At 70.2% G+C, this 23,378-nt stretch carries 19 protein-coding genes; 9 read left to right on the top strand and 10 right to left on the bottom strand.

Going from position 1 to position 23,378, the window contains the following annotated elements; genetic code table 11:
* Positions 1–179: 179 nt before the first annotated feature.
* The 4 genes from IPJ78_05135 to queD all read left to right on the top strand — a co-directional run bounded on the left by IPJ78_05135 (position 180) and on the right by queD (position 6,098).
* Positions 180–3,254 (top strand): SusC/RagA family TonB-linked outer membrane protein, encoded by a 3,075-nt coding sequence (locus tag IPJ78_05135; protein ID MBK7905933.1) that lies wholly within the window; start codon positions 180–182, stop codon positions 3,252–3,254.
* A 2-nt stretch (positions 3,255–3,256) separates the two neighbouring features.
* Positions 3,257–4,843, top strand: a complete 1,587-nt coding sequence (locus IPJ78_05130; protein MBK7905932.1) for a SusD/RagB family nutrient-binding outer membrane lipoprotein — start codon at positions 3,257–3,259, stop codon at positions 4,841–4,843.
* A gap of 8 nt (positions 4,844–4,851) precedes the next feature.
* Positions 4,852–5,625, top strand: a complete 774-nt coding sequence (locus tag IPJ78_05125) for a DUF4397 domain-containing protein (protein MBK7905931.1) — start codon at positions 4,852–4,854, stop codon at positions 5,623–5,625.
* 110 nt (positions 5,626–5,735) lie between these two features.
* Positions 5,736–6,098, top strand: a complete 363-nt coding sequence (gene queD, locus IPJ78_05120) for a 6-carboxytetrahydropterin synthase QueD (protein MBK7905930.1) — start codon at positions 5,736–5,738, stop codon at positions 6,096–6,098.
* A gap of 18 nt (positions 6,099–6,116) precedes the next feature.
* On the opposite strand, the gene IPJ78_05115 is transcribed toward queD, so the two are convergent.
* From IPJ78_05115 to IPJ78_05100, 4 genes are read right to left on the bottom strand one after another with little or no spacing between them, the layout of a single operon-like run.
* Complete coding sequence (locus IPJ78_05115) at positions 6,117–7,139, bottom strand: threonylcarbamoyl-AMP synthase (protein ID MBK7905929.1); 1,023 nt, start codon at positions 7,137–7,139, stop codon at positions 6,117–6,119.
* A 48-nt stretch (positions 7,140–7,187) separates the two neighbouring features.
* Complete coding sequence (locus IPJ78_05110) at positions 7,188–8,381, bottom strand: amidohydrolase (GenBank protein ID MBK7905928.1); 1,194 nt, start codon at positions 8,379–8,381, stop codon at positions 7,188–7,190.
* The gene (gene menC / locus IPJ78_05105; protein MBK7905927.1) at positions 8,378–9,502 is read right to left on the bottom strand and encodes an o-succinylbenzoate synthase; all 1,125 of its coding nucleotides are present in this window, start codon (positions 9,500–9,502) and stop codon (positions 8,378–8,380) included. The genes IPJ78_05110 and menC overlap by 4 nt, the downstream gene beginning before the upstream one ends.
* Positions 9,503–9,525: 23 nt before the next feature.
* Positions 9,526–10,299 carry a hypothetical protein gene (locus tag IPJ78_05100; protein ID MBK7905926.1) on the bottom strand — a complete coding sequence of 258 codons (774 nt, stop codon included), beginning with the start codon at positions 10,297–10,299 and terminating at the stop codon, positions 9,526–9,528.
* 89 nt (positions 10,300–10,388) lie between these two features.
* Between IPJ78_05100 and IPJ78_05095 the strand changes: the two genes are divergently transcribed.
* From IPJ78_05095 to IPJ78_05085, 3 genes are all read left to right on the top strand, one after another.
* A complete protein-coding gene (locus tag IPJ78_05095; protein ID MBK7905925.1) occupies positions 10,389–11,237 on the top strand; it encodes a phosphatase PAP2 family protein in 849 nt (282 codons plus the stop codon).
* On the top strand, positions 11,228–11,764 hold the full coding sequence (locus IPJ78_05090) for a 2'-5' RNA ligase family protein (protein MBK7905924.1): 537 nt from the start codon (positions 11,228–11,230) through the stop codon (positions 11,762–11,764). Before IPJ78_05095 ends, IPJ78_05090 begins: the two co-directional genes overlap by 10 nt.
* Positions 11,765–11,850: 86 nt before the next feature.
* Positions 11,851–12,672, top strand: a complete 822-nt coding sequence (locus IPJ78_05085) for an alpha/beta hydrolase (protein MBK7905923.1) — start codon at positions 11,851–11,853, stop codon at positions 12,670–12,672.
* A gap of 21 nt (positions 12,673–12,693) precedes the next feature.
* Here IPJ78_05085 and IPJ78_05080 read toward each other — a convergent pair whose 3' ends face one another.
* From IPJ78_05080 to IPJ78_05070, 3 genes are read right to left on the bottom strand one after another with little or no spacing between them, the layout of a single operon-like run.
* Complete coding sequence (locus IPJ78_05080; GenBank protein MBK7905922.1) at positions 12,694–13,614, bottom strand: alpha/beta hydrolase; 921 nt, start codon at positions 13,612–13,614, stop codon at positions 12,694–12,696.
* On the bottom strand, positions 13,611–14,117 hold the full coding sequence (locus tag IPJ78_05075) for a TlpA family protein disulfide reductase (GenBank protein MBK7905921.1): 507 nt from the start codon (positions 14,115–14,117) through the stop codon (positions 13,611–13,613). Before IPJ78_05075 ends, IPJ78_05080 begins: the two co-directional genes overlap by 4 nt.
* Entirely contained in the window at positions 14,114–14,830 is a 717-nt protein-coding gene (locus tag IPJ78_05070) for a sulfite exporter TauE/SafE family protein (GenBank protein ID MBK7905920.1), read from the bottom strand. Before IPJ78_05070 ends, IPJ78_05075 begins: the two co-directional genes overlap by 4 nt.
* A gap of 536 nt (positions 14,831–15,366) precedes the next feature.
* Here IPJ78_05070 and ettA point away from each other — a divergent pair.
* The gene (ettA, locus tag IPJ78_05065; protein MBK7905919.1) at positions 15,367–17,040 is read left to right on the top strand and encodes an energy-dependent translational throttle protein EttA; all 1,674 of its coding nucleotides are present in this window, start codon (positions 15,367–15,369) and stop codon (positions 17,038–17,040) included.
* Between the two features lie 62 nt (positions 17,041–17,102).
* Here the strand turns inward: ettA and IPJ78_05060 are convergent, their stop codons facing one another.
* Positions 17,103–17,945, bottom strand: coding sequence for a hypothetical protein (locus IPJ78_05060; protein MBK7905918.1), 843 nt, complete (start codon positions 17,943–17,945; stop codon positions 17,103–17,105).
* Between the two features lie 124 nt (positions 17,946–18,069).
* Between IPJ78_05060 and IPJ78_05055 the strand changes: the two genes are divergently transcribed.
* Positions 18,070–19,464 carry a carboxypeptidase regulatory-like domain-containing protein gene (locus IPJ78_05055; protein ID MBK7905917.1) on the top strand — a complete coding sequence of 465 codons (1,395 nt, stop codon included), beginning with the start codon at positions 18,070–18,072 and terminating at the stop codon, positions 19,462–19,464.
* Positions 19,465–19,558: 94 nt separating this feature from the next.
* Here the strand turns inward: IPJ78_05055 and IPJ78_05050 are convergent, their stop codons facing one another.
* Both IPJ78_05050 and IPJ78_05045 read right to left on the bottom strand, forming a co-directional pair.
* On the bottom strand, positions 19,559–22,735 hold the full coding sequence (locus IPJ78_05050; GenBank protein ID MBK7905916.1) for a protein kinase: 3,177 nt from the start codon (positions 22,733–22,735) through the stop codon (positions 19,559–19,561).
* A gap of 49 nt (positions 22,736–22,784) precedes the next feature.
* Positions 22,785–23,372 (bottom strand): hypothetical protein, encoded by a 588-nt coding sequence (locus IPJ78_05045; GenBank protein MBK7905915.1) that lies wholly within the window; start codon positions 23,370–23,372, stop codon positions 22,785–22,787.
* Positions 23,373–23,378: the final 6 nt, after the last annotated feature.

The raw sequence follows: 23,378 nt of genomic DNA, 5'->3' as shown, positions 1-23,378 counted from the left end.
CGCATGATGAACGCGCGCGCGCGAAGGCCAGGTGTCCGCTAAACGGGACACCTGCGCTCGGAAATGAAGTTTGACGCTGACAACCTCTACACCATATGATTGCGGTCCGGTCCGCGTCCCGCGATCCGGTCAAGGCAGCCGTCCTTGTCGTTCACCGTAACCCGGTAGACCACCACATGATGAAGAGAGTATTCCTGGCGTTGGCAGGAATAGCCCTCCTGGTCGCGCCCGTCCGCGCCCAGGAGCAACCGATCACCGGCAAGGTGACGAACGAGGCGGGCGCCGGCATGTCCGGCGTGCAGGTCGTCATCCGCGGCACGACGACCGGAGTCCTGACGAACGGGGAGGGCAACTACGCGATCCGCGCGCGGGTCGGGCAGGTCCTCCAGTACCGCTTCATCGGCCATGCGCCGATCGAGCGGACCGTCGCCACCGACCTCGTGATCAACGTCGCGCTCAAGCGCGTGGCGAGCCAGCTCGACGCGATGGTCGTCACGGCCCTTGGCCAGACGACCAACAAGCGGAGCATCGGCGCGTCGCAGCAGACGGTGACCGGGCCGGAGATCTCGCAGACGCAGCGCGAGAACTTCCTCAACTCGCTGCAGGGCCGCGTCGCCGGCGTCGAGGTCACCTCGACCTCTGGCGTCCCGGGCGCCTCGTCCTCGATCACCATCCGCGGCGTCAGCTCGATCTCGTCGAGCAACCAGCCGCTCATGATCGTCGACGGCCTGCCGATCGACAACAAGACCTTCAACACGCAGCAGCTGGCGTCCGACGCCCCGGGCTCGGTCTCGGCGTTCAACAACCGCGGCATGGACTTCACCAACCGCGCCGCCGACATCAATCCCGACGACATCGAGACGCTCGTCGTCCTCAAGGGCCCGGAAGCCTCGGCGCTCTACGGCATCGACGCGGCCAACGGCGCGATCGTCATCACGACCAAGCGCGGCCGCGCGGGCATGGGCGGCTTCGAGTACTCGAACAGCTTCCGCGTCGACCAGACGCGCTCGCAGCCCGAGGTGCAGCGCACCTACGGCCCCACGTCGCTCACCGGCGGCGCGCTCGGCTCCTTCCAGTACTTCGGCGCGCCGTACGCGGCCGGGACCCAGTTCTACGACAACATCGACAACTTCTTCCAGACGGCCCTGACGTCGAAGCACAACCTGTCGTTCAGCGGCGCCGCGCAGGACAACCGGATCAACTACCGGTTGGCGGTGGCGAACGACCGGCAGGAGGGCGTGATCCCGAACACGACGTACGGGCGCATCAACCTCACTGGCGCCTCGCAGGCGCAGGTGACGCGCTGGCTCCGCACCGACGTCTCGATGGCCTACTCGTTCGCGTCGAACACGCAGCCCTGGAAGGGCGCGGACGGCCCGCTCCTCGGCCTCCTCGTCTGGCCGCAGACGGACAACGCCTCCGACTGGCGGACGGCGGCCGGCACGCGCCGCCGCATCACGCTGCAGTCGGCATCCGGTGAGACCGACAACCCGTACTTCAACGTCGAGAAGAACCTCAACAGCTCGAAGAACAGCCGCTTCATCGGCAACTTCGGCGTCGTGGTCACGCCGTTCACCTGGGGCTCGATCAAGAGCAACATCGGCATCGACGGCTACACGAACGAGATGCGCATCGTCCGCCACCCGGAGAGCGCCTTCGGCGCCAACTTCAACGGCATCCTCGACGAGGCGATCGACGTCGTCCGCAACATCAATGCGCAGACGGTGCTCAACGTCGAGCGGCGCACGATCTGGGGCGACATCTCGGTGGCCGGTCTCGTCGGCAACCAGATCTCGGACTTCCGCTCGAACACGAGCGGGCTCAAGGGCCAGGACTTCCTCGACCCGAACTTCGTCTCGATCAACAACACGGCGATCGCGTCGCGCCTCAACCGCACGGTGCTGAGTCAGCGCCGCCTGGTGAGCTTCTTCGGCTCGGCGACGTTCGACTACAAGGACTACCTGTACGTGACGGTCACGGGGCGCAATGACTGGACCTCGACGATCCCGACCGACCGCAACTCGTTCTTCTATCCCTCGATCTCGACGAGCTTCGTCTTCTCGGACGCCTTCCCCTCGGTCCAGAAGTGGGTCACCGGCAAGGTGCGCTTCGCCTACGCCGCGGTCGGCAAGGACGCGCGGCCCTACGCCTTCCGTCCGGCGCTCGAGTCCAAGCTCACGGTGGGCGGCGGGTACGGCTACGGCTTCACCGGCCCGAACCTCGCGCTCAAGCCCGAGTTCGCGCGGTCGTATGAGGGCGGCTTCGACCTCTCCTTCCTCGCCGACCGACTCGGCCTCGAGGCGACCTGGTACCGCAAGCGCACCAAGGACCAGATCGTCAACGACATCCGCGGGTCGTACGCGACCGGATACATCCTGTTCAACCTGAACGGCGCCGAGACGTCGAACTACGGCACCGAGATCACGGTGCGCGGCACGCCGGTCGTGACCGACAAGTGGTCATGGGACGTGATCGCGAACTTCGACCACTCGTTCGGGTGGACCAAGTCGCTGCCGAACGCGCTGCCGGAGTCTTACGTCTCCGACACCTGGCTCTACGGCAACGTCCGCAACGGCACTCAGCCTGGCCTCTCGACGCGGTCGCTCACCGGGCTGTTCTACCTCCGGAACTTCAACGGCGACATCCTGATCGACCCGACGACCGGCCTCCCGCTGCGGTCCACGTCGTTCATCGATGCCGGCTACGATCGTACCCCGGACTTCACGCTCGGTCTCACCAACGCCTTCAACTACGGGCGCTGGTCGGTCAGCATGCTGCTCGACATCCGCAAGGGCGGCGACGTCCTCAACGCGACCGAGCACTACCTCACGACGCGCGGCCTGAGCAAGCGCACCCTCGACCGCGAGACGCCCCGCGTCATCCGCGGCGTGCTGCGTGACGGGCGCGAGAACACCGCGAACCCGACGCCGAACAACATCGTCGTCATCCCGGCGGTCCAGCCGGCGTTCTACACCTCGATCTCCGAGGAGCTGTTCATCGAGAAGGACATCAACTGGCTGCGCCTGCGCGACATCACCGTGCGCTACGAGCTGCCGGGTCGCTGGCTGATGGCGCGGCAGGCGAGCGTCTTCATGACCGGCACCGACCTGCTCATCCTCACGAACTACTCGGGGCTCGACCCGATCGTGAACGGCAACTCGGCGGCGGTCGGCGGGTCCGGCGGTCAGGGCATCGACTACGGCAACTTCCCGATGCCGCGCGGCTTCAGCTTCGGCCTCAAGGTGGGCTTCTGACCATGACGAGACACTCCATCACCCGCGCGCTCCGCACCGGCCTGCTGGCCGGCGGGCTCCTCGTGGCGACCAGCTGCGACGAGTTCCTCGACGTCAACACCAACCCCAACGGCCCGGAGACGGTCTCGGCGAACATGTACCTCTCGCCGATGCTGCATTGGCTGGCCACGTCCCCCGCGTTCGAGGGGCGCTTCATGGGCCGCTACACGCAGCAGTGGATGCTCACCAGTACGGTGCTCACCACCTGGGACCGCATGGGCTACGATCCCTCGAGCGACAACGGCGCGCAGCAGTGGCGTGACGTGTACTGGTCGTTCGGGCAGAACCTCGTGGACATGATCAACATCTCGGAGGCCGAGGAGCGCTGGGACCTCCTCGGCGTCGGCCTCGTGCTCAAGGCCTGGGGCTGGCAGGTGCTCACCGACCTGCACGGCGAGATCATCATCCGCGAGGCGATCGACGCGTCGAAGTTCTCATTCAACTACGACGACCAGGAGTTCGCCTACCAGGAGGTGAACCGCCTCCTCGACTCGGCGATCGTGCTGCTGCGCCGTAGCGACGGCGCGGTCAACCAGGCGTACATGGCCCGCACCGACCGCATCTACGGCGGCGACCGCCTGAAGTGGCTGAAGTTCGCCCACGGCCTCAAGGCGATCAGCCTGAACCACTTCTCCAACAAGGCCACCTACGACCCGGCGACGGTCATGGCCGAGGTGGACAGCGCCTTCGCGAGCAACGCCGATGACGCGCTGCTCCAGTACACCGGCGTGCAGAACGACGACATCAACTTCCTCGGGCGCACGCGCGGCAACTTCAACGCGTATCGCCAGACGGAGTTCGCCGTCAACCTCATGAACGGCACGGCGTTCGGCGGCGTGGTCGATCCGCGCATGAGCCGCATGCTCTCGCCGTCGCCGGACGGGGTGTACCGCGGCCTCGACATCGACGTCGTCGGCTTCGGCGCGCTCACCACGGCACAGCAGCCGAACAACTTCTACGGCTTCGCCGGCGCCGGCGGCACCGGCGTGCCGGGGCGCTACCTGTTCGACGACAAGGTGCGCATGCCGATCATGACCTACGCGCAGCTCCAGTTCGTGAAGGCAGAGGCGGCGTATCGCAGCGGCAACCGTCCGGTCGCGCTCACCGCGTTCCGCAACGGCGTCGGGGCGCACATCGACTTCGTGAACGCCCGCAACGTCGACAACGGGCAGTCGCCGACGCAGATCAGCGGGGCGGAGAAGACGGCGTTCCTGGCGGCGGTCGCCGCCGTGCCGACCGATCCGAACCTCCTGACCATGACGCAGATCATGTCGCAGAAGTGGATCGCGCAGTGGGGCTGGGGCCACAACGAGATGTGGATGGACATGCGCCGCTTCCACTACACGGACATCGACCCGGCGAGCGGGGTGCAGGTCTTCCCCGGCTTCACGCCGCCGACGAACCTGTACCCGGACAACGGCGGACAGCTCGTCCAGCGCATCCGTCCGCGCTTCAACTCGGAGTACGTGTGGAACCGCGCGGGGCTCGACGCCATCGGCGGTCTCGCGCTCGACTACCACACCAAGCCCCTCTGGATCATCCAACCGTGACCCGAGCCATGAACCGATTCAGAACCCTCGCCGCTCTGGGCGCGCTCGTCGCGCTCGGGGCCTGCGACAAGAACGCGGTCCAGGAGATCGCCGGGCCGGAATCCGGCGCGCGCGTGAAGTTCTACAACTTCGGCGTCGGCGCGCCGCAGGTGAACTTCTACGCGAACAACACCAAGATGACGGCGATCAGCTCGACGACCGGTGTCGAGTCGACGACCGGCGTCGCGTACGGCGCGCTGGGCTCCGGCGGGCTCTACCTCTCGCTCACGCCAGGGGCGTACGACCTCACCGGCCGGATCTCGGCCGCGGTGGACAAGGATCTCATCATCGCGACGCAGAACGCCACGCTCGAGGACGGCAAGGCGTACTCGTTCTACATGAGCGGGTTCTACAACACCGTGGCCAAGACCAGTGACGGCTTCGTGGTGGAGGACAACTTCCCCGCGGACATCGACTTCGCCAACGCCTACGTGCGCTTCGTGCACGGCAGCTCCAACGCCAACCCGCTGCAGCTCATCGCGCGGGCCGTGGCACCGGCGACGATCGTCGACACGGTGGGCGCGGTGATCGCGTACAAGTCCGCCGGCGCCTTCGAGGCCGTCGTCCCGGGCGCGTACAACCTCGCGCTCCGCTATGCGGGCGCGGCGACCGACGCCGTGACGCGCACCAACGTCTCGTTCGTCGCCGGGCGCGTCTACACCATCTCGCTCCGCGGCGACATCACCGTGGTCTCCACCACGGCGACCAACCGGCCGTTCCTCGACAACACGACCAATCGCTGACCGCTCCTGCAGGACGACGAGGCCCCGGCGACATGCCGGGGCCTCGTCGCGTTCCACCGCTTCCACCCGGCCCCCGGCGCGCCTATGATGCGGCGCAGGAGGATGCACCGATGGAGATCTTCAAGGAGTTCACGTTCGAGGCGGCCCACCGCCTGCCCAACGTCCCCGAAGGGCACCAGTGCGCGCGATTGCACGGACACTCGTTCCGGGTCGCGGTGCACGTGCGCGGCCCCATCGGCGCCACGAGTGGGTGGGTGATGGACTTCGCCGAGCTCAAGGCGGCCTTCGCGCCGATCAAGGCGCGGCTCGACCACTACTATCTCAACGAGATCGAGGGGCTGGAGAACCCGACGAGCGAGGTGCTCGCGGCGTGGATCTGGGAGCGGCTGGTGCCGGCACTGCCGCTGCTCTCGAAGATCGTCGTACGGGAGACGTGCACGTCGGGGTGCGTCTACGAGGGGCCGACGGGCTGATCTCGCGGGCCGGGCGTGCTACTCGTGCGACGCCCGCGTGAGCCGATCCCGCACCCCGTCCCACGCCGCATCCTCCGGCGGCCGCTCCACCAGGACTTCCGCGCACCCGGCCTCATCCACCGCGTGCAGCGTCGCGTACAGCTCCGACGCGAAGCCGGCCGCGTCGTCCGGCAGGTGATGATGCCGCCGGACGGCCGAGCCCGCCGAGAAGCCGCGCGGACTCCAGGTCACCACGGCCACCGTCTCGCCGCGGCCCGCCGCCTCGGCGATCGCCGCTCCGATCCCGTCGCTCGTCACCAGGCGCAGCTGCGCCCGAGGCGCATAGTGCCGCGCGATCATCCCCGGCGCGGCGCGCGGCGCATCCTCGCGGTCCGGCGCTGACGGCGTCTCCAGCGGTCCGATGATCGCCTCGATCGCCGAGCGCGTGATCGTCCCCGGGCGCAACAGCATCGGCGGGTCGCAGGAGAGATCGACCACCGTGCTCTCGATCCCCACGTCGGTCCGCCCGCCATCGAGGATGAGGTCCACCCGGTCGCCGAGTCCGCGCGCGACCTGCGCCGCGGTCACGGGAGAGAGTTCGGTGAAGCGGTTCGCACTCGGCGCCGCGAGCGGCACACCGGCGGCGGCGATGAGCGCGCGCGCGACCGGATGCGCCGGCACCCGCACCGCGACGGTTCCGCGGCCGGCGGTGACCTCGTCCGGCACGTGCGACCGCTTGGGGAGCGCGATCGTGAGCGGCCCGGGCCAGAAGCGTTCCGCGAGCTCCTGCGCGAGCGCCGGCCAGTCGGTCACGAGCGCGCGCGCGCCCTCGATATCCGCGACATGCGCGATGAGCGGATTGTAGGAGGGGCGCCCCTTGGCCTCGAAGATCCGCCGCACCGCGGCCGCGTCGAGCGCATTGGCCCCGAGGCCGTAGACGGTCTCGGTGGGGAAGGCGACGAGCCCGCCGCTCCTGATCACCGCCGCGGCGCGCGCGATGGCGTCGGCGTCAGCGCCGAAGGGGTCCTCGGCGCGGAGGATCGGGGGGAGCGGGGCGGGCATGCGGATAAAGATGGCGCCTGCGCCGCAATGCTGCGCTGGGGCGGAGGCTCACCCGGCGCTCGCCACCCGCGCGATCGCCGCCAGCACCGCCCCGCCGACGAACAGCGCGCGCTCGTCCGGGTCGAACCGCGGGGTATGCACCCCCGCCGCACTCATCCCGTCGCCAAGCGTGCCGATGCGCATGAAGCAGCCATCGAGCCGCTCGAGGTAGAACGCGAAGTCCTCGGCGCCCATGTTCGGCACGGGGAGCCGGGTCAGGCCCTCGTCGCCCACCACCTCCGCCGCGCCTGACTGCGCGAACGCTGCCGCGGTCGCGCTGTTCACCAGCGGCGGCGTTCCCTCGCTCAGCACCACCTCCGCCCGCAGGCGATGCAGCGCCGCGACGGCCTCGGCCACCTGCCGCACGCCCTCGCAGAGCAAGGCGCGCGCCTCCGGCGTCGTCGCGCGGATCGTGCCGGCGCAGCGCGCCCGCTCGGGGATCACGTTCGATGCGCTCCCGGCCTCCACCACGGCGATGGACAGTACGCCCGGAAGGCCGGGGTCGAGGCGCCGCGAGACGAGTGTCTGCACTTCCATGATGAACGCGCCGAGCCCGACCACTGGGTCGATGGTATCCTGCGGCCGCGCCCCGTGGCCGCCGCGCCCATGGAACGTCACCTCGAAGGTGTCGCTGCTCGCCGCGAGCGCGCCCGCGGTCGCCACCACCTGGCCGACCGGGAAGCGCCAGTCGACATGCCCGCCGTAGATCGCGCTGACGCCGACGAGGGCGCCGCTCGCGAGCACCTTCGCGGCCCCCTCGCCCACCTCCTCCGCCGGCTGGAGGATCAGCCGCACCTCGCCCTCGGCCGGTCGCTTCCGGAGAAGCATCCCCGCCGCGACGGTCCACGTCGCATGCATGTCGTGACCGCAGGCGTGCATCACGCCGGGATTCCGCGACGCGAACGGGACCGCGGTCTCCTCCGTGATGGGCAGCGCATCGATGTCGCCGCGGAGCGCGACGGCCGGCGCGCCGGCGCGCGTGCCGGGGATGCGCGCGACGAGGCCGGTGTCGGCGATCTCGCGCACATCGGTGATGCCCGCGTCGAGGAGCGCCTGCTTGAGCGTCGCCTGGGTCCCGCGTTCGGCCCACGAGAGCTCGGGATGCGCGTGCAGCGTGCGGCGGAGCGTGATGAGCCGCTCGCGTTCCGCGTCGGTGAAGAGCGCCGCCGCGGCGGCCGCACGCTCGGCGTGGGCCGCGCTCACGCCCGCAGCTCCTCGGTGCGCACGGTGATGCGGTCGATGTGCGCGCGATCGACCTCGATGCCGATCCCCGGCTGGTCGAGCGGGACCTTCACCATCCCGTGCGCGTCCATCGTCCACTCGGGCGCGACGACGTCCTTGGCCCAGTAGCGCGCGCTCGGCGAGAGGTCGCCGGGGAGCGTGAAGTTCGGGAGCGAGGCGAGCGCGACGTTGTAGGCGCGCCCGATGCCGCTCTCGAGCATCCCGCCGCACCAGACGGGGATCCCCATGCTCTCGCAGTAGTCGTGGATGGCGATCGACTGGGCGAAGCCGCCGACGCGGCCGGGCTTGATGTTGATGATGCGCCCCGCGTTCAGCGTCACCATGTCCTGCGCCCGGTCGAGCGAGGTGATCGACTCGTCGAGGCAGAGCGGGGTGCGGAGCCGCTTCTGCAGCGCCGCATGGCGCACGAGGTCGTCCCACGCGAGCGGCTGCTCGATCATCATGAGGCCGAGGTCGTCGAGCTGCGCGAGGCGGTCGGCGTCGGCGAGGGTGTAGGCGTTGTTGGCGTCGGCCATGAGGTGCGCCTCCTCGCCGACGGCGGTGCGCACGGCGCGCACCCAGTCGACGTCATGGCCGGGCGCGATCTTGATCTTCACCTTCTGGTACCCGGCGGCGATGGACTCCTCGGCCTTGGCGATGAGCGCGTGCACGTCGCGCTGGATGCCGAGGGAGATGCCGGTGGCGATCGACTCGCGCGTCCCGCCGATCATCCGGGAGAGCGGGAGCCCGGCCTGCGTCGCGGCGAGCCCCCAGCAGCCCATCTCGAGGGCGGCCTTCGCCATGTTGTGGCCGCGGACATCCTTGTCGAGCAGGTCGTGGACGTCACTCGGCGCATCGACCGTGCGCCCGAGGAGACGCGGCGCGAGCACGCGCACGATCGTCGGCCAAGCGGTGTCGAGCGTCTCGGGCGAGTAGTTCGGTTCGTCGTCGACGACGCACTCGCTCCAGGTCTGCGCCCCATCGCGGTCATGGAGCTCGCAGAGCAGGATGCGCCGCTCCTGCATCACGCCGGAGGAGATGCGGAACGGTTCGCGGAGCGTGAGGCGGATCTCGCGGAGGACGATGCGGTCGATCGTGAACATGCGCGTGGGGATGGGAGGCGCGATCAGGCGTCGCGGCGCGTGAGCAGGTAGGTGCCGCCGTCGGGATCGGCGACGAACCCGCGCACGTGGTACCCGCGCGGGAGGTAGTGCGTGAAGGCGCGGCGCGTGGCGAAGCGCCAACGGCGCGCCGCGGCCAGGTCGGCGGCGGCGAGCGCCGTGATGTCGCGCGGGACGCGCACGCCCACGTTCGGCGCGCCGACAAGCGTTCCTTCGGCCGCATCGTGACCGACCGCGAGCGGGAGGTCGGCAGGGAGCGCGTCGAGCCCCGCCGCGCCGCGCGCCGGATCGACCGGCCAAGCGATCACGAACCGGTCGGTCGGCATGTCGCCCTGAAGCGGCGAGTTGGTGGCGTCGCCGTACATCGCCTCGACGTACTCGTCCACGCGGCCGCCCATCTTGTTGAGGTTCAGGTGGCCGTTGCGCGCGACGAGCGGGTCGTACGTCCAGTAGATGGTCTCGATCCCCAGCGCGCGGCACTTGTCGCGCTGCCAGGTCTTGAGCCGCACGCCGATGTCGCGCCCCTGCGCCTCGGGGCGCACGGCGAGCATGTCGGACCAGTGCATGAGCTTGCCGTCCTTCACGCCGGTGACGCCGAAGACGTAGCCGAGCATGCGACCGTCGTCGTCGAAGGCGCCGGCGCAGACGCCGCCGGTCTTCTGCGCGACGAGGAGCATCGCCGCCGGGATCTTCTCGGTGAAGTCCTTCCCCCAGGTGAGTTCCTGGAGCGCGACGCACTGGGCGCGGTCGGCGTGGGATTCGAAGTCGCGGATGAGCACGACGAACGATGAAGGCTGAAGGAGGAAGGGTGAAGGGGCCGGGCCGCACGGTGCTCCAGACGCCTTCGACTTCTGCTAAACTATGGTCCATGTTCCGCTTTCGCTCCCTCCCGGTACTCCCGTTGCTGGTCGCGCTCGCGCTGCCGCGCGCGAGTGCGGGGGCGCAGGAGGTCGCGAAGGGCGGTGCGCAGGACGTTGCGGTCCGCCCCGCGCCGCTCGTGACGCGCGGGGACCTGCTGGTGCTCGGGGTCGGCGCCGGACTCGCCGTCCTCGCGCAGCGGAGCGATCTCTCGGTGCGCGCACGGGTCCGGTCGGCCGGCGCCCAGGCGAACGGGACTCTTGGCACGCTCGCCGACGTGGGGAACGCCTGGGGCGGCAGCGTCTCCCTCCTCACGGGCGCGGGGCTGTGGGCCGGCGGACGCGCCGCGGGCCGTCCCACGGCGACGGTGGTGGGGTTCCGCGCCGTCGAGGCGATCACCGTCTCGGGGCTCATCACCAAGGCGCTCAAGGCCGGCTTCGGGCGCGCCCGCCCGCGGGTCGATTCGCTCGATCCATGGAACGTGGAGTTCGGGCGTGGCTGGGACAACGACCACGAGTCGTTCCCGTCCGGCCACTCGACGGCGGCGTTCGCCTTCGCGGCGGCGGTGACGAGCGAGGTGCTGCACCGCGCGCCCGCGCGCGCGCGACTCGTCGGCACGACGACCTTCGCGCTGGCGGGCGTGACCGCCTACGCGCGGATGCACAGCGATGCCCACTGGCTGAGCGACGTGACCATGGGCGCCGCCATCGGGATGGCGAGCGGATGGGCGGTCGCGCGCTGGCACCGCACGCGCCCCGACAACCGGATCGACGCCACGGTGCTCGGCGGGATGTCGCCGCTCGTGGTGCAGGGGCCGCAGGGCCGCACCCTCGTGGGAGCGACGCTCGCGTGGCGGTAGACGGCGTCTTCATCACGACCGAGCTCGAAGGGGAGCTCGCCGCCCGCGTGCACGCGCACCAGCTCGCCTTCGATCCCAAGATGGCGAACTTCCTGCCGCCGCACGTGACCATCATCGGCTCGTCGGGCTCCGGGCCGGTGTCGCCGGACACGTCGCTCGTGGAGCTGAAGGCGCGGATCCTCCCCGTCGCCGCGGGGACGCAGCCGTTCACGCTCGCCTTCGGCCCGCCGGAGCGCTTCGTCATGCGCGAGATCGTCTCGTTGCGCCTCGACCCGCACGGCCCGCTGCGCGAGCTGCACGAGAAGTTGCGCAACTCCGGACTCCGCTTCCTCCCCGCGAAGTACCCCTTCACGCCGCACTGCACGCTGAGCCTCTGGCCGACGCTCACGCCGGAGAAGGTGAAGGCGATGCTGCGCATCCGTGAGCCCGAGCCGTTCCGCGTGCACACGCTGTGCGTCTATCACACGAAGGACCCGCAGAAGCCGAAGCTCCTCTTCAAGGCGAAACTCGGCGAGCGTCCCGCATGAAGGTGCGCATGAAAGTGCTCCTGAAGCTGCGCATCGCGCTCGCCGCGCTCCTCCTGTCGGCGTCCACGTCCGAGGCCCAGACCCGCATGCTCCGTTCGAGCGACATAGACGCCCTGCCCGCGAAGCCGGCGACGGCGCGCATTCCCTACGGACCCGAGGCGCTGCACTTCGGCGATCTCCGCCTCCCGGAGGGCGCGGGCCCGTTCCCCGTCGTGATCGTCGTGCACGGCGGCTGCTGGCTCTCGCGCTACGGCGTGCAGAACAGCACCGCGCTCGCCGACGCGCTGCGCGACGCGGGCTTCGCGACTTGGAACATCGAGTATCGCCGGATGGGAGATGCGGGGGGCGGCTGGCCCAACACCTTCATCGACGTCGGACGCGCCGCGGACGCGGTGCGCGCACTCGCGACGACCCATCCGCTCGATCTTGCCCGCGTGGTCGCGATCGGCCACTCGGCGGGAGGCCAGCTCGCGATGTGGCTCGCGGGCGCCTCGCGCGTGCCGGCGTCGAGCCCCATCGCGCGCCCGGACCCGATCGCCCTCAAGGGCGCGGTCGCGCTGGCGGGCATCGCGGACCTCGCCGACTTCCGCACCTATTCGTCGAACACCTGCGGCGATGTGGTCGATCCGCTGCTCGGTGGCACACCCGAGGCGGTCCCGGAGCGTTATGCCGCGGCCTCCCCGGTGGCGTTGATGCCGTTCCCCGTGCCGCACGTGCAGATCACCGGGTCACGCGACCTCGTGATGCCGGCGGCCGCGCTCGCCAAGCACGAGGCCGCGGCGCGGGCCGCGGGGAGCGCGTTCGAGTTGGTCGTGCTCGACGGACTCGGACATCACGAGCTGATGTCGCCGGCCACGGCGGCGTTCCCGGCGATCGTCTCGGCGATCCGGTCGCTGCTCGCGCGCTGAGCGAACGCCGATCGCCCGCGCTCAGTTCGGCGGGCCGGGCGACTCCACGTCCACCGCCGCGATCCCGCGCAGCCACTTCCCGATCGCCCCGAAGTAGGTCGCCGAGTCCGCCGCGAACGCGCGGTCGTGCCCACCGGTGAGCGCGACGAACTCCTTCGGCGGCGGTGCGGCCTCGAAGAGCCGCTGGCTGAAGGCGAACGCGATCACCTGGTCGTCGTTGGCGTGCATGATGAGCTTCGGCATCGCGATCGAGTCGAGCCGTTCGATGGTCGCGAACCGCTCCGCGGCCAACAGGCGCACGGGCAACCACGGAAAACGTTCCTGGCCGACGTCGGGCACCGAGGTGTAGCCGCCCTCGAGGATCAGCCCCGCCGCCTCGACGCGCGCCGCGAGATGCGAGGCGACGCCGGAGCCGAGCGAGTGCCCGTAGATGACGATGTGCTGCGGGTCGATGCCGCGCGCGCCGGTCATCCAGTCGTAGACCGCCCGCGCGTCGCGGTAGAGCGCTTCCTCGTCGAGCGGACCATCATCACTCGCGCCGTAGCCGCGGTAGTCGAACGAGACGATCCCGACGCCCTCGGCGAGCAGGGCGCGCGACCACTGCTGGCGCAGCGGGAGTGAGATGTTCCCCGCGTTGCCGTGGCAGACGAGGATCCAGAGGCTGCTCGGCGTCAGGCTGTCCTTGGGCGGGATGAGCCAGGTGACGAGGTCGAGCGAGTCCGCGCCTCGCACGCGCGTCGCCTCCACGCGAAGGTCGGCGGCGGGCTCCACCATGCCGCGGCCGCCATACTCGGTGGGGTGATACACGAACGCCGTCTCGTTCACCTTCATGTAGACCATCGCCGCGACGTACGCGCCGATCGCGATCACCAGCGGCACGACGAGCATCCAGACCTTCGCGCGCGGCGCGGGCGCCGGGATGCGCGCGTTCACCTGGCTCACTTGAGCGCCTTCTGGATCGCCGGCTCGAGCTGCTGGTCCCCGCCCACGCCGGTGTAGACCACCGTCCCGTTCCGGTCGAGCACGACCACGTAGCTCGTGGCCGGCACGTCGTAGTCGCCCACGGCGTCGCCCTTGCGGTCGTAGAAGTGGGTGAAGCCCTTGAGGTGCTCGGCCACGTACCGCCGCACGCGCTCGGGGGACTGGTTCACGCTCACCGCGACGCCGACGAAGGCGACCTTGCCGGCGTACTTCTGCTGCAGCGCGCTGATCTGCGGTTCGAGCTGGCGGCAGTTCGCGCACCAGGTGGCCCAGAACTCGATCACCGCGGGCTTGCCGGCGAAGGCGGACGCGAGTCGTGCCGGCGCGCCGTCGAGCGTCTCGAGCGCCACGTCGGGCGCCTTGGCGCCGACGTCGATCCCGAGCTGGGCGAATGCCGCGCGGGGTGCGGCGAGGAGCGCGACGGCGGCGAGGGCCGTGAGGGCCGAGCGGACGAACGTCTTCATATGAGCAGCTTCCCCATCTCGACGAGATAGTACTCGGCGACGCCGAGCATGATGAATGCGAAGAGGCGCTTGACCCAGACCATCCAGGCGCCGGCCCGCGGGAGCCGGGAGACGAAGCCGCTCGTGAGCCCGACGGCCACGAGGAGCGCGCACATCCCGACGGAGAACACGAAGAGATACACGAAACCGAGCGCCGCGCTCCCCGTGGTGGTCACCCAGGAGAGGACGGCCAGCATGACCGGCGCGCCACAGGGGGCGGCGACGAGGCCCGACATGGAGCCCATCACGAAGGCACCCGCGGCGCGGCCCCCGGTCCCCGCGGTGGCGGCGCGTTGCGTGATCGCCGAGGGGAGTCGCACCGGGATGACGTCGAGCATCATGAGCGCGGAGAGGACCAGCAGGTTCGCCATGGCGAAGTAGAGCCACGGGTTGGTGCTGATGGTGCCGAACATCGTCCCCGTGAGTCCGGCGATGAGCCCGAGCACCGAGTAGACCGTCGCGAGCCCGAGCACGTACGCGAGGGTGAGGGCGAGGGTGCGCCAGCGCGGCGGGGCGTCGCCGCCCACCGTCTGGCCGCCGACGATCGCCGCGGTGATGGGGATCATCGGATAGATGCAGGGCGTCAGCGACGTCAGCACGCCGGCGAGGAAGACCAGCGGGATGGCGGTGAGCGGGCTGCTGCTCAGCTGGGCCGAGATCTGGGTCAGGTCCAATGTGAGAAGAAGGCGGAAGGAAGAAGGCTGAAAGCTTGCCCGGCACGAGCCGCAACGACAGTCGCGCGGTCCCTTGATGAACGCCCGGATCGCCCGAAGCGCTCCCGTAACCGGCGGCGGTGTCGATACTGGACCAGGTGGGACGGTGACCGTGGTCACCGCCTGCGGGGTACGCCTTGGCATATGCTCGGTGAAACACCGAGCGCCCTCCGCTCGTCCTTCCTCCAGACCTTCCCGGGAGCAGTTCCGTGTTCGACCGCATGCGTTCGATCTATCCGGCGCTCTCCAGCGCCTTCGTGCATGCCTGGGTCCCGCTCGTGGTGGGGCTGGGCGTGGTGGCGGTGATCTTCGGCGGCGAGCCGCGCGGCTGACGCGCCCCCGGTCGAGAGCCGCTCCGGCGCCTGCTCCGACCCCCTCGGGACGCTAGATTCCCGACCTTGAGTCAGAAGACGTGAACGGTGAGCGGGGGGCCCTGGCGCCCCTCCGCGTTGCCGTGCGTCCGCCGTCCTCCATCTCCCATCTCCCCGCGGCAGTCCATGGCACCACAGTTCATCTACGTCATGAAGGGGCTCAAGAAGGTCATCCCCCCTTCGCGCATCATCCTCGACGACATCTGGCTGTCGTTCTATCCCGGTGCCAAGATCGGCGTCCTCGGCCCCAACGGCGCCGGCAAGTCGTCGCTGCTGAAGATCATGGCGGGCGTGGACCAGGACTTCCAGGGCGAGGCGTGGGCCCACAAGGGGACGCGCATCGGCTACCTGCCGCAGGAGCCGCAGCTCGACGAGTCGCTCGACGTGCGTGGCAACGTGGAGCTCGCGGTCGCGGCGCAGCGCAAGCTGCTGACGCGGTTCGAGGAGATCTCGCACAAGTTCGCCGAGCCGATGAGCGATGAGGAGATGACGAAGCTCATCGACGAGCAGGGGCGCGTGCAGGAGCAGATCGACGCGCACGACCTCTGGAACCTCGACAACAAGATCGAGGTCGCGATGGATGCGCTCCGCCTCCCGCCGGCCGATGCGAGCGTGAAGAACCTCTCCGGCGGCGAGCGTCGCCGCGTGGCGCTCTGCCGCGTGCTGCTCGAGGAGCCGGACATGCTCCTCCTCGACGAACCGACGAACCACCTCGACGCCGAGTCGGTGGCGTGGCTCGAGCACTTCCTCGAGAGCTTCCCCGGGACCGTGGTGGCGATCACGCACGACCGCTACTTCCTCGACAACGTCGCCAAGTGGATCCTCGAGCTCGACCGCGGGCGCGGCGTACCGTACGAGGGCAACTACTCCGGCTGGCTCGACCAGAAGAAGACGCGGCTCCAGCAGGAGGAGAAGGTCGCCTCGGCGCGCCAGCGCTCGCTGGCCCGCGAGCTCGAGTGGGTGCGCATGGCGCCGCGCGCGCGGCAGGCCAAGAGCAAGGCCCGCCTGCAGAACTACGAACAGATGGTCGGCGAGGAGCAGGCGGAGAAGATCGTCGCGAACGAGATCATCATCCCGCCGGCGCCGCGCCTCGGCAATGACGTCGTGATCGCCAAGAAGCTCACCAAGGGCTTCGGGGACCGGCTGCTCATCGACAAGCTCGACTTCTCGTTGCCGCGCGGCGGCATCGTCGGCGTGATCGGGCCCAACGGCGCGGGCAAGTCCACGCTCTTCCGCATGATCACCGGGCAGGAGAAGCCCGACAGCGGCGAGCTCAAGGTCGGCGAGACGGTGCAGCTGGCCTACGTGGACCAGTCGCGCACGCTCGATCCCAACAAGACCGCGTGGGAGGAGATCAGCGGCGGGAACGAGCAGATCATGGTCGGCAAGAAGGAGATGAACACGCGCGCCTACCTCTCGACCTTCAACTTCAAGGGCACCGACCAGCAGAAGAAGGTCGGCGTGATGTCGGGCGGTGAGCGGAACCGGCTGCACCTCGCGAAGACCGTGCTGAGCGGCGGCAACCTGCTGCTCCTCGACGAGCCGACGAACGACCTCGACGTCGACACGCTGCGCGCGCTCGAGGAAGCGCTCGTGGACTACAGCGGGTGCGCGGTGGTCATCTCGCACGACCGCTGGTTCCTCGACCGCCTCGCGACGCACATCCTCGCGTTCGAGGGGGACTCCGAGGTGGTGTGGTTCGAGGGGAACTACGGCCAGTACATCGAGGACCTGCGCCGCCGGAAGGGCGCGGATGCCGACCAGCCGCACCGGATCAAGTTCAAGCCGCTGGTCCGCTGACGCGGACGAGGGCAGAAGGCGGACGGGGCGGGGCCACTGGCCTCGCCCCGTCCGCGTCTCGTTCACGCCCCGGGCGCGTGCCCGAAGTGCTCGGCGTTGCAGCTGTCGCAGATGCCGTGCGTGAACTGCACCTGCCGGCGCGCCGTGAAGTAGTGCTCCAGCTGCTGCCAGTAGCCGTCGTCGGCGCGCACCTTGCGGCACCAGGCGCAGATGGGGAGCAGCTCCGAGAGCAGCTGGACGTCGTGCAGGGCGGCGCGGAGGGCCTCGTTGCGCAGGTGGAGATGCGCCACGAGGAGCGAGACGAAGAGGGCCACCATGAAGAAGCTCACCTCGACGTCACCGATCACCTGCACCCATTCGCTCGCGCTCGGATAGGCGCCGGAGGCCACCACCGCAGCGAAGCTGAGCCGGAACGCGTGGAACAGGCCGTGCGCGAGGAAGATCGCCGCGGGGATCGCGAGGGCGCTGCGGGATGCGCCCGGCGCGCGGCGCAGGAAGGCGAAGGCGGCGACCGAGAGCGTGCCCCAGAGCAGGCCGTTGGTCACTGATCGCCAGCCGGCGATGCCGTCGATCAGGAGGAATGCGACGAGGGCGATCGCGTGGATGGTCACGATGGTCGCCCCGAGCGCCGCGACCGTCGCGCGACCCGCCGTCCGCATGGCCCACAGTAGCAGCACCACCTGACCCACGGTCACGAGCAGGGTCGGCGCCGTGCGGCCGATCCAGTAGGGCAGTTCGGGACGCAGTGCGAACAGCAGGTCGGCCGCGGTCATCACCCACGCGGCGACCATCCAGGCGCCGAGGTTCCATTCCCGGCCGTCGCGCCGCCAATGCTGCGTGAGCAACACCGCGAGGATCGCGCCGATGATCAGGTTGATCGCGTAGATGACGGATTCTTGGGACATGCGTGGGGTTCAGGACGATCTCCTAGGCTAGAGGGTCCTGTCGCGGGACGCCAGCGGTGGACCCTTTCCGGGGCCCGTGCGTACCTACACTGTTGCGCCACTCCCATCAGAGGCTCGAACCCTCATGCGTCAGCTTCGCCCTGCCCCGCGGCTCCTTCTTGCCGCCGCTGCGGTCGTCGGCACCTTCCCGCTGGCGCGACCGGTGGCGGCGCAGGGCACGATTCGGGGCATCGTCACCGACTCGCTCATCGCCCGAGGCCCACTCCAGGGGGCGACCGTCGTGCTCCAGGGGGCGCCGCACACCGCGGTCACCGACCGGCTCGGCCGGTTCGTGATGCGGGACGTTCCCGCGGGAAGCTATGTGATCGGGTTCTTCCATCCGTCGCTCGACTCGCTCGAGGCGACGGCCCCGGTCAAGCGCCTCGACGTCGCGAACGAGCTCACGACCACCGTCGCGCTCGGCATGCCGACCGCCAACACGCTGAGCAACGCGCTCTGCGGACGCGACCTCGAGCGCGCCTCGTCGGTCGTCTTCGGGGTCGTGCGCGATGCCGAACGCGCGGAGGCGCTCGCCGGCGCGGTCGTGCGCGCGAACTGGTTCGAATGGCGGCTCATGAACGGCAGCGGGCAGGAGACGCGGCGCTTCGAGGTGGACACGGCTGACGCCACCGGCCGCTTCGTCCTGTGTGGCGTCCCGAACGACATCGCGCTCACGCTGACGGCGACCGTGGAGGACCGGATGACCGGCGACCTCACGCTCGCGCTCGACCACCTCGACATCGGGCGTCGCGACCTGCTGATCGCCCGGACCGATACCGCGGCGCGCGTGCCGCCTCCGCTCTCGACGTCCGATACCGTCCCGTGGCGCCGCCCGCCCGGCGTGGCGCGGCTTCGCGTCACCGTGCAGTCGTCGAACGGTCGTCCCATCGAGGGGGCGACGGTCGGCATCCGCGGCACGAGCGTGAACGGCCGCACCGGCGCCGACGGCACGGTGCGCCTCGTCGGCATCCCCGCCGGCTCGCAGCCGCTGCTGGTGCGGCGCCCGGGATCGGAGCCGGTCGAACGCATCGTGGCCCTCGCGACCGACGCCGAGAACACCGTCGCGGTCGAGATGGGGCGCAACATCGTGGTGCTGCCGACGGTCGCAGTGACCGGGCAGCGCGCGGCCGGACTCGACCGCGAGATCGACACCCGCGTCCTCGCGTACAACGGACGACTGTTCAAGGAGAAGGACATCGGCACACTCCTCGGCGGCGGGCTCGCCGGCTGGCTCCGCGTGCCCGGGCTGCGCGTGATCGAGGACGGGTACGATGCGCTGCCCATCATGTACAACAGCCGCATGAACCCCTGCCAGCCCAATGTCTTCCTCAATGGCGCGCACATCTACAGCTGGAGCGCCTGGGAGTTGCGGACGATGCTGATCGGCGCCAAGCGGATGGAGATCTACTCGCGCCCGGCGCTCCAGCCGCCGCAGTTCCTGAACACGAACGATTGCGGCTCGATCATCATCTGGAGCTGACGCTCGAAGGCAGATGGGAAATGGCAGATGGTAGAATGAAGAAGGCGCGGCCGACCGGCCGCGCCCCCTTCATCCTTCCGCCTTCATCCGCGCCTCACCGCGCCGGCCGCAGTCGCTCCAGCCTCGCGCGAACTTCGCGCACCTTCGGTTGCAGCGCGGGTTCGGCGTTCTTCCACAGGTCGATGAACTTCTCGTAGTTCGCGATCGCCTTGGCGGTGTCACCCTTGGCCTCGTAGAGCTCGCCCAGGCGCTTGTAGGAACCGGCGTCGTAGAGCGCGGAGAACTGCAGGTCCGCGTCCGGTGTCGAGACGTAGCGCTCGAGCCAGACGATCGCCGAGTCGGGACGGCCCGCGAGATCATGCGCGCGCCCGATGAAGACCATCGGGTAGCGCCGGCTCGTCATGCGTCGGCCGTCGGCGATCTGCATCTGCGCGATGGCCTCGTCGTTCCGGCCGCCGGCGAAGGCCATCATGGCCTTGAAGAACGCGGTGCGGCCCTCGGGATCGGGGGTCATCGCGGCCTGGTCGCGCACATAGCCGTCGAGGGCCTGCTGGGCGAGCGCGGGGTCGCGGACCTCGACGGCGATCCGCGCGAGCTCGGTCCAGGGGCGCTCGGCGGGATCGATGCTCGCGATCGGGACGCGCTGCATCCCGCGCGCGAGTGCCGCGTCGGCGTCGGCGGGACGGTCGAGCGGCACCAGCGCCCATGCCGAGTCGAGGGCGAAATAGAATCGATTCGCGGCCGTCGGGGTGGCCCGCTCCTCGGCCTCTTCGCGTCGCGTGGCCAGCGCGAGCGCCTCCATCGGGCGGCCTTGGAGCATGAGGAGATCCGCGCGTCCACCCGCGGCGCGCACCGTCTGGCGCAATGTCCGCGCGCGGCCCAGCACGTTGCGCGTGAGCGTATCCAGTCCCTCGAGATCGCGACGCGCCCAGAGCGTGTAGGCGTCGGTCTCCCATAGGTCCGCGCTCTCGGGGAAGCGCTTCCGCATCGCCTCGCCCGCCGCCCGCACGCCCGCGGTATCGCCCATGAAGGCGCGCACGCGCTGGAGGTTGGTGAACGCCCCGCCGAAGGTCCGCGGCAGCCTGGTCACGCGCTCGTACATCTCGGCGGCCTTGGCGTACTCGCGCTGGTCGGTGTAGATCACACCCGAATTATTGATCGCCGAGGTCGAGATCGAGTCGAGCGCCATGACCTGCTCGTACGCCGCGAGCGCCTTCGCCTGGTCGGGGCGAGGCCCGCGCGTGAAGTAGTAGGCTTCGGTGGACAGCCGCTCCAGCTCGGAGAGCCGGTCGCGGTGCCGGTACGCGGCCTCGATCGCGCGTAGCGCACGCGGCCGCTCGCGCCCCTCGTTGCCGAGGAGCACGGCGATCTTGCGCCACGCCATCGCGAAGCTCGTGTCGAGCTCCACGGCCTCCTGCAGGAGCGCGATCCCGCGGTCCCCTTCGCCGCGCTCGTCGGCGAGGACGCTCCCCTCGACGTACTTGCGCAATGCCATGAGCGACGGCGTCGTCACACGCTCCAGGTCCTTGCTCGCCTGGATCGCGCGGAGCGACTCGCCGGCCTTGTCACGCACGGCGCGCGAGAGCTCGCCGAGCGCCTCGAGCAGTTCGTCCTCGCCCTTGGCCGTCTCGCGGAAGGTCGCGAGTTCGGCGCCGTCGAGCGCGCCGACCAGGCGCGCCGAGATCACGTAGCTCTGCCCCAGCCGTTCGATGCTCCCGTCGAGCACCGCCTTCGCGCCCTCGCGCGTCGCGATTTCGCGCGCGAGATCGAACGGCACCGTGCTCTCCGACGGCCGTTGCATGAGCCGGAGCACTTCGCGCATCGTGGCGCGCGTGAGCACCCGCAGCGCGCGCGACTGGCCCAGGTCGGTCCGCAGCGCCTCGGCGACCGTGCCGCCGAGCGTCGAATCGCCCGCCGGGCTGCCGAAGTCGGCGACGACGATCGTCTCGTTGGCGCCGAAGGTGCCCTTGCCGCGCAGCGACCCGAACGCGCCGATGCCCATCGCGCGCATCACCATGAACGCGATCACCAGCGCGGCGAAGCTGCCCACCGCGACGCCGCCCCCGAGCCAGGCGCGACGCCACGAGAGGTGCGGGCTCGCCTTGATCGCGATGGTCGCCATCGTGCCCTGCGGCTGCGTGGCCGCGCGCGTGCCGCCGGGGGTCTTGGTGGGCGTCGCCGTGTAGGCGCGATGCACGGCGCGCTGCGCGTACCAGGTCGCGAGGATCACCGGCAACCCGGCGAGCATCAGTCCCACCGCGCCGGGGAAGACCCACTGCGGCAGTCCGATCACCGCGGTCGCCGCCCAGGCGGTGAGCGCGACGAGGGCCGTCGCGGCCCCCCAGAGGGAGAGCGCGCGCGCGAAGCGGATCCGTCCGCCCGCGAGGATCGCCGGGGCCGCGATCGCCGCGCCGCTCGAGGTGATCGTCTCGAGCACGCGCGCGATCGTCGTCGCGCCCTCGGGACGCGCCGACGGTTCCTTCTCGAGGCACTGCATCACCAGCGCGGCGAGCGCCTCCGGGCAGTCGCTGCGCAGGCCTCGGACGTCCTTGGGGCGCTCGCCCATGTGCGCGGCGAGCAACTTGGACGGCGTGAGCCCGTGGAACGGGGGATGTCCCGCGAGCATCTCGTACGCCATCGCGCCGAACGCATAGAGGTCCGCGCGATGGTCGGTCGCGGGGTCGCCCGCCGCCTGCTCGGGCGCCATGTACATCGGCGTGCCGATCGACGTGCCGGCGATGGTGAGCTCGGTGCGGAAGCCGCCACCCTCGGTGTTGCGGGCAGCATTGATGGCCTTCGCGATGCCGAAGTCGGTCACCGTCGCGCTCCCCGCGGAGAGCAGGACGTTGTCCGGCTTGATGTCGCGGTGCACCACGCCATGGCCGTGCGCATAGGCGAGCGCGCGCGCGACGTCGCGCAGGATCCCGACGATCTCGCCGATCCCCATCGGTCCGTCGGCGAGGCGCTGGCGGAGCGAATCGCCGTCCACGTACGGCATGGTGAACCAGGGGAGCCCGTTCGTGTCGCCGGCGGTGAGCACCGGCACCACGTGCGGATGCTGGAGCTGCGCGGCGAGCAGCACCTCGCGGCGGAAGCGCTCCACCGAGATGCCGGCGAGGAGTTCGGGCGCGAGGACCTTCACGACGACGCGGCGGTCGAGCGCCTTCTCGCGGACGAGATAGGTCCGCGACATGCCGCCGCCGCCGAGTTCGCGTTCGAAGGTGTAGCTGCCGGCGAGGGCCCGCTCGAGCTGGGCGCGGAGGTCGTCCATGAGGGCGGAAATATGCCCCGCGTGCGGACCCGCGGCCAGTTGAACGCGACTAGTGCTGGTGCGCGCCCCGCATGCTGCCGTCGGCTATCCCGATGTGGTGCGCCGTGTGGTGGTCGCCGAGCGAGAGGAGGCCGTGGAAGCCGAGCGCGCGCAGCCGCGCGACGGCACGGGCATCGGCGGGCCGGAGCGACCGCACGGTCACCCGCGCGCCGTCCGGCGTCTCGGCGGCCACCCAGGTGAAGCCATCGGCCGGCACGATCGTCGCGCCGTGCGCCATCGCCATGCGGCGAATCGCATCGCGCGCCCGACCGGAGCCGCTCACCTCGAAGATCACGCCGCCATCGACGGGCGTCACGCGGACGGCGGCGCGCATGGTCACGTCGTCCATGTCCATGAGATGCTGGCGCAGCGCCTCGAGATCGACCTTCGACCAGTCGATGCGCGGGTCGGCCTCGAGGATGCGCACGATCTCGGCGATGGTCGCGAACGCCTCCTGTCCGGCGCGCGTGGGCTTGGGTCGCGGGGCGGCCATCGCCGAGTCGTGCGACATGCCGGGCGTGTGCTGGTGCGCCTGCGCGGCGAGCGCGCCAGGCACGAGCGCGGCCGGCGCGACGGCGAGGAACAGGAGGGCGGACACCGTGCG

This window comes from Gemmatimonadota bacterium, assembly GCA_016714015.1.
Taxonomy (GTDB): Bacteria; Gemmatimonadota; Gemmatimonadetes; order Gemmatimonadales; family Gemmatimonadaceae; genus Pseudogemmatithrix.
This window is presented reverse-complemented; position numbering and strand designations above follow the sequence as displayed.

What these genes read in the sequence shown, in the direction of transcription:
- menC (MBK7905927.1), bottom strand. Translation starts at nt 9,502, where the DNA reads ATGTTCACGATCGACCGCATCGTCCTCCGCGAGATCCGCCTCACGCTC.
- IPJ78_05130 (MBK7905932.1), top strand. Translation starts at nt 3,257, where the DNA reads ATGACGAGACACTCCATCACCCGCGCGCTCCGCACCGGCCTGCTGGCC.
- IPJ78_05050 (MBK7905916.1), bottom strand. Translation starts at nt 22,735, where the DNA reads ATGGACGACCTCCGCGCCCAGCTCGAGCGGGCCCTCGCCGGCAGCTAC.
- queD (MBK7905930.1), top strand. Translation starts at nt 5,736, where the DNA reads ATGGAGATCTTCAAGGAGTTCACGTTCGAGGCGGCCCACCGCCTGCCC.
- IPJ78_05115 (MBK7905929.1), bottom strand. Translation starts at nt 7,139, where the DNA reads ATGCCCGCCCCGCTCCCCCCGATCCTCCGCGCCGAGGACCCCTTCGGC.
- IPJ78_05135 (MBK7905933.1), top strand. Translation starts at nt 180, where the DNA reads ATGAAGAGAGTATTCCTGGCGTTGGCAGGAATAGCCCTCCTGGTCGCG.
- IPJ78_05075 (MBK7905921.1), bottom strand. Translation starts at nt 14,117, where the DNA reads ATGAAGACGTTCGTCCGCTCGGCCCTCACGGCCCTCGCCGCCGTCGCG.
- IPJ78_05095 (MBK7905925.1), top strand. Translation starts at nt 10,389, where the DNA reads ATGTTCCGCTTTCGCTCCCTCCCGGTACTCCCGTTGCTGGTCGCGCTC.
- IPJ78_05125 (MBK7905931.1), top strand. Translation starts at nt 4,852, where the DNA reads ATGAACCGATTCAGAACCCTCGCCGCTCTGGGCGCGCTCGTCGCGCTC.
- IPJ78_05060 (MBK7905918.1), bottom strand. Translation starts at nt 17,945, where the DNA reads ATGTCCCAAGAATCCGTCATCTACGCGATCAACCTGATCATCGGCGCG.
- IPJ78_05055 (MBK7905917.1), top strand. Translation starts at nt 18,070, where the DNA reads ATGCGTCAGCTTCGCCCTGCCCCGCGGCTCCTTCTTGCCGCCGCTGCG.
- IPJ78_05085 (MBK7905923.1), top strand. Translation starts at nt 11,851, where the DNA reads ATGCTCCGTTCGAGCGACATAGACGCCCTGCCCGCGAAGCCGGCGACG.
- ettA (MBK7905919.1), top strand. Translation starts at nt 15,367, where the DNA reads ATGGCACCACAGTTCATCTACGTCATGAAGGGGCTCAAGAAGGTCATC.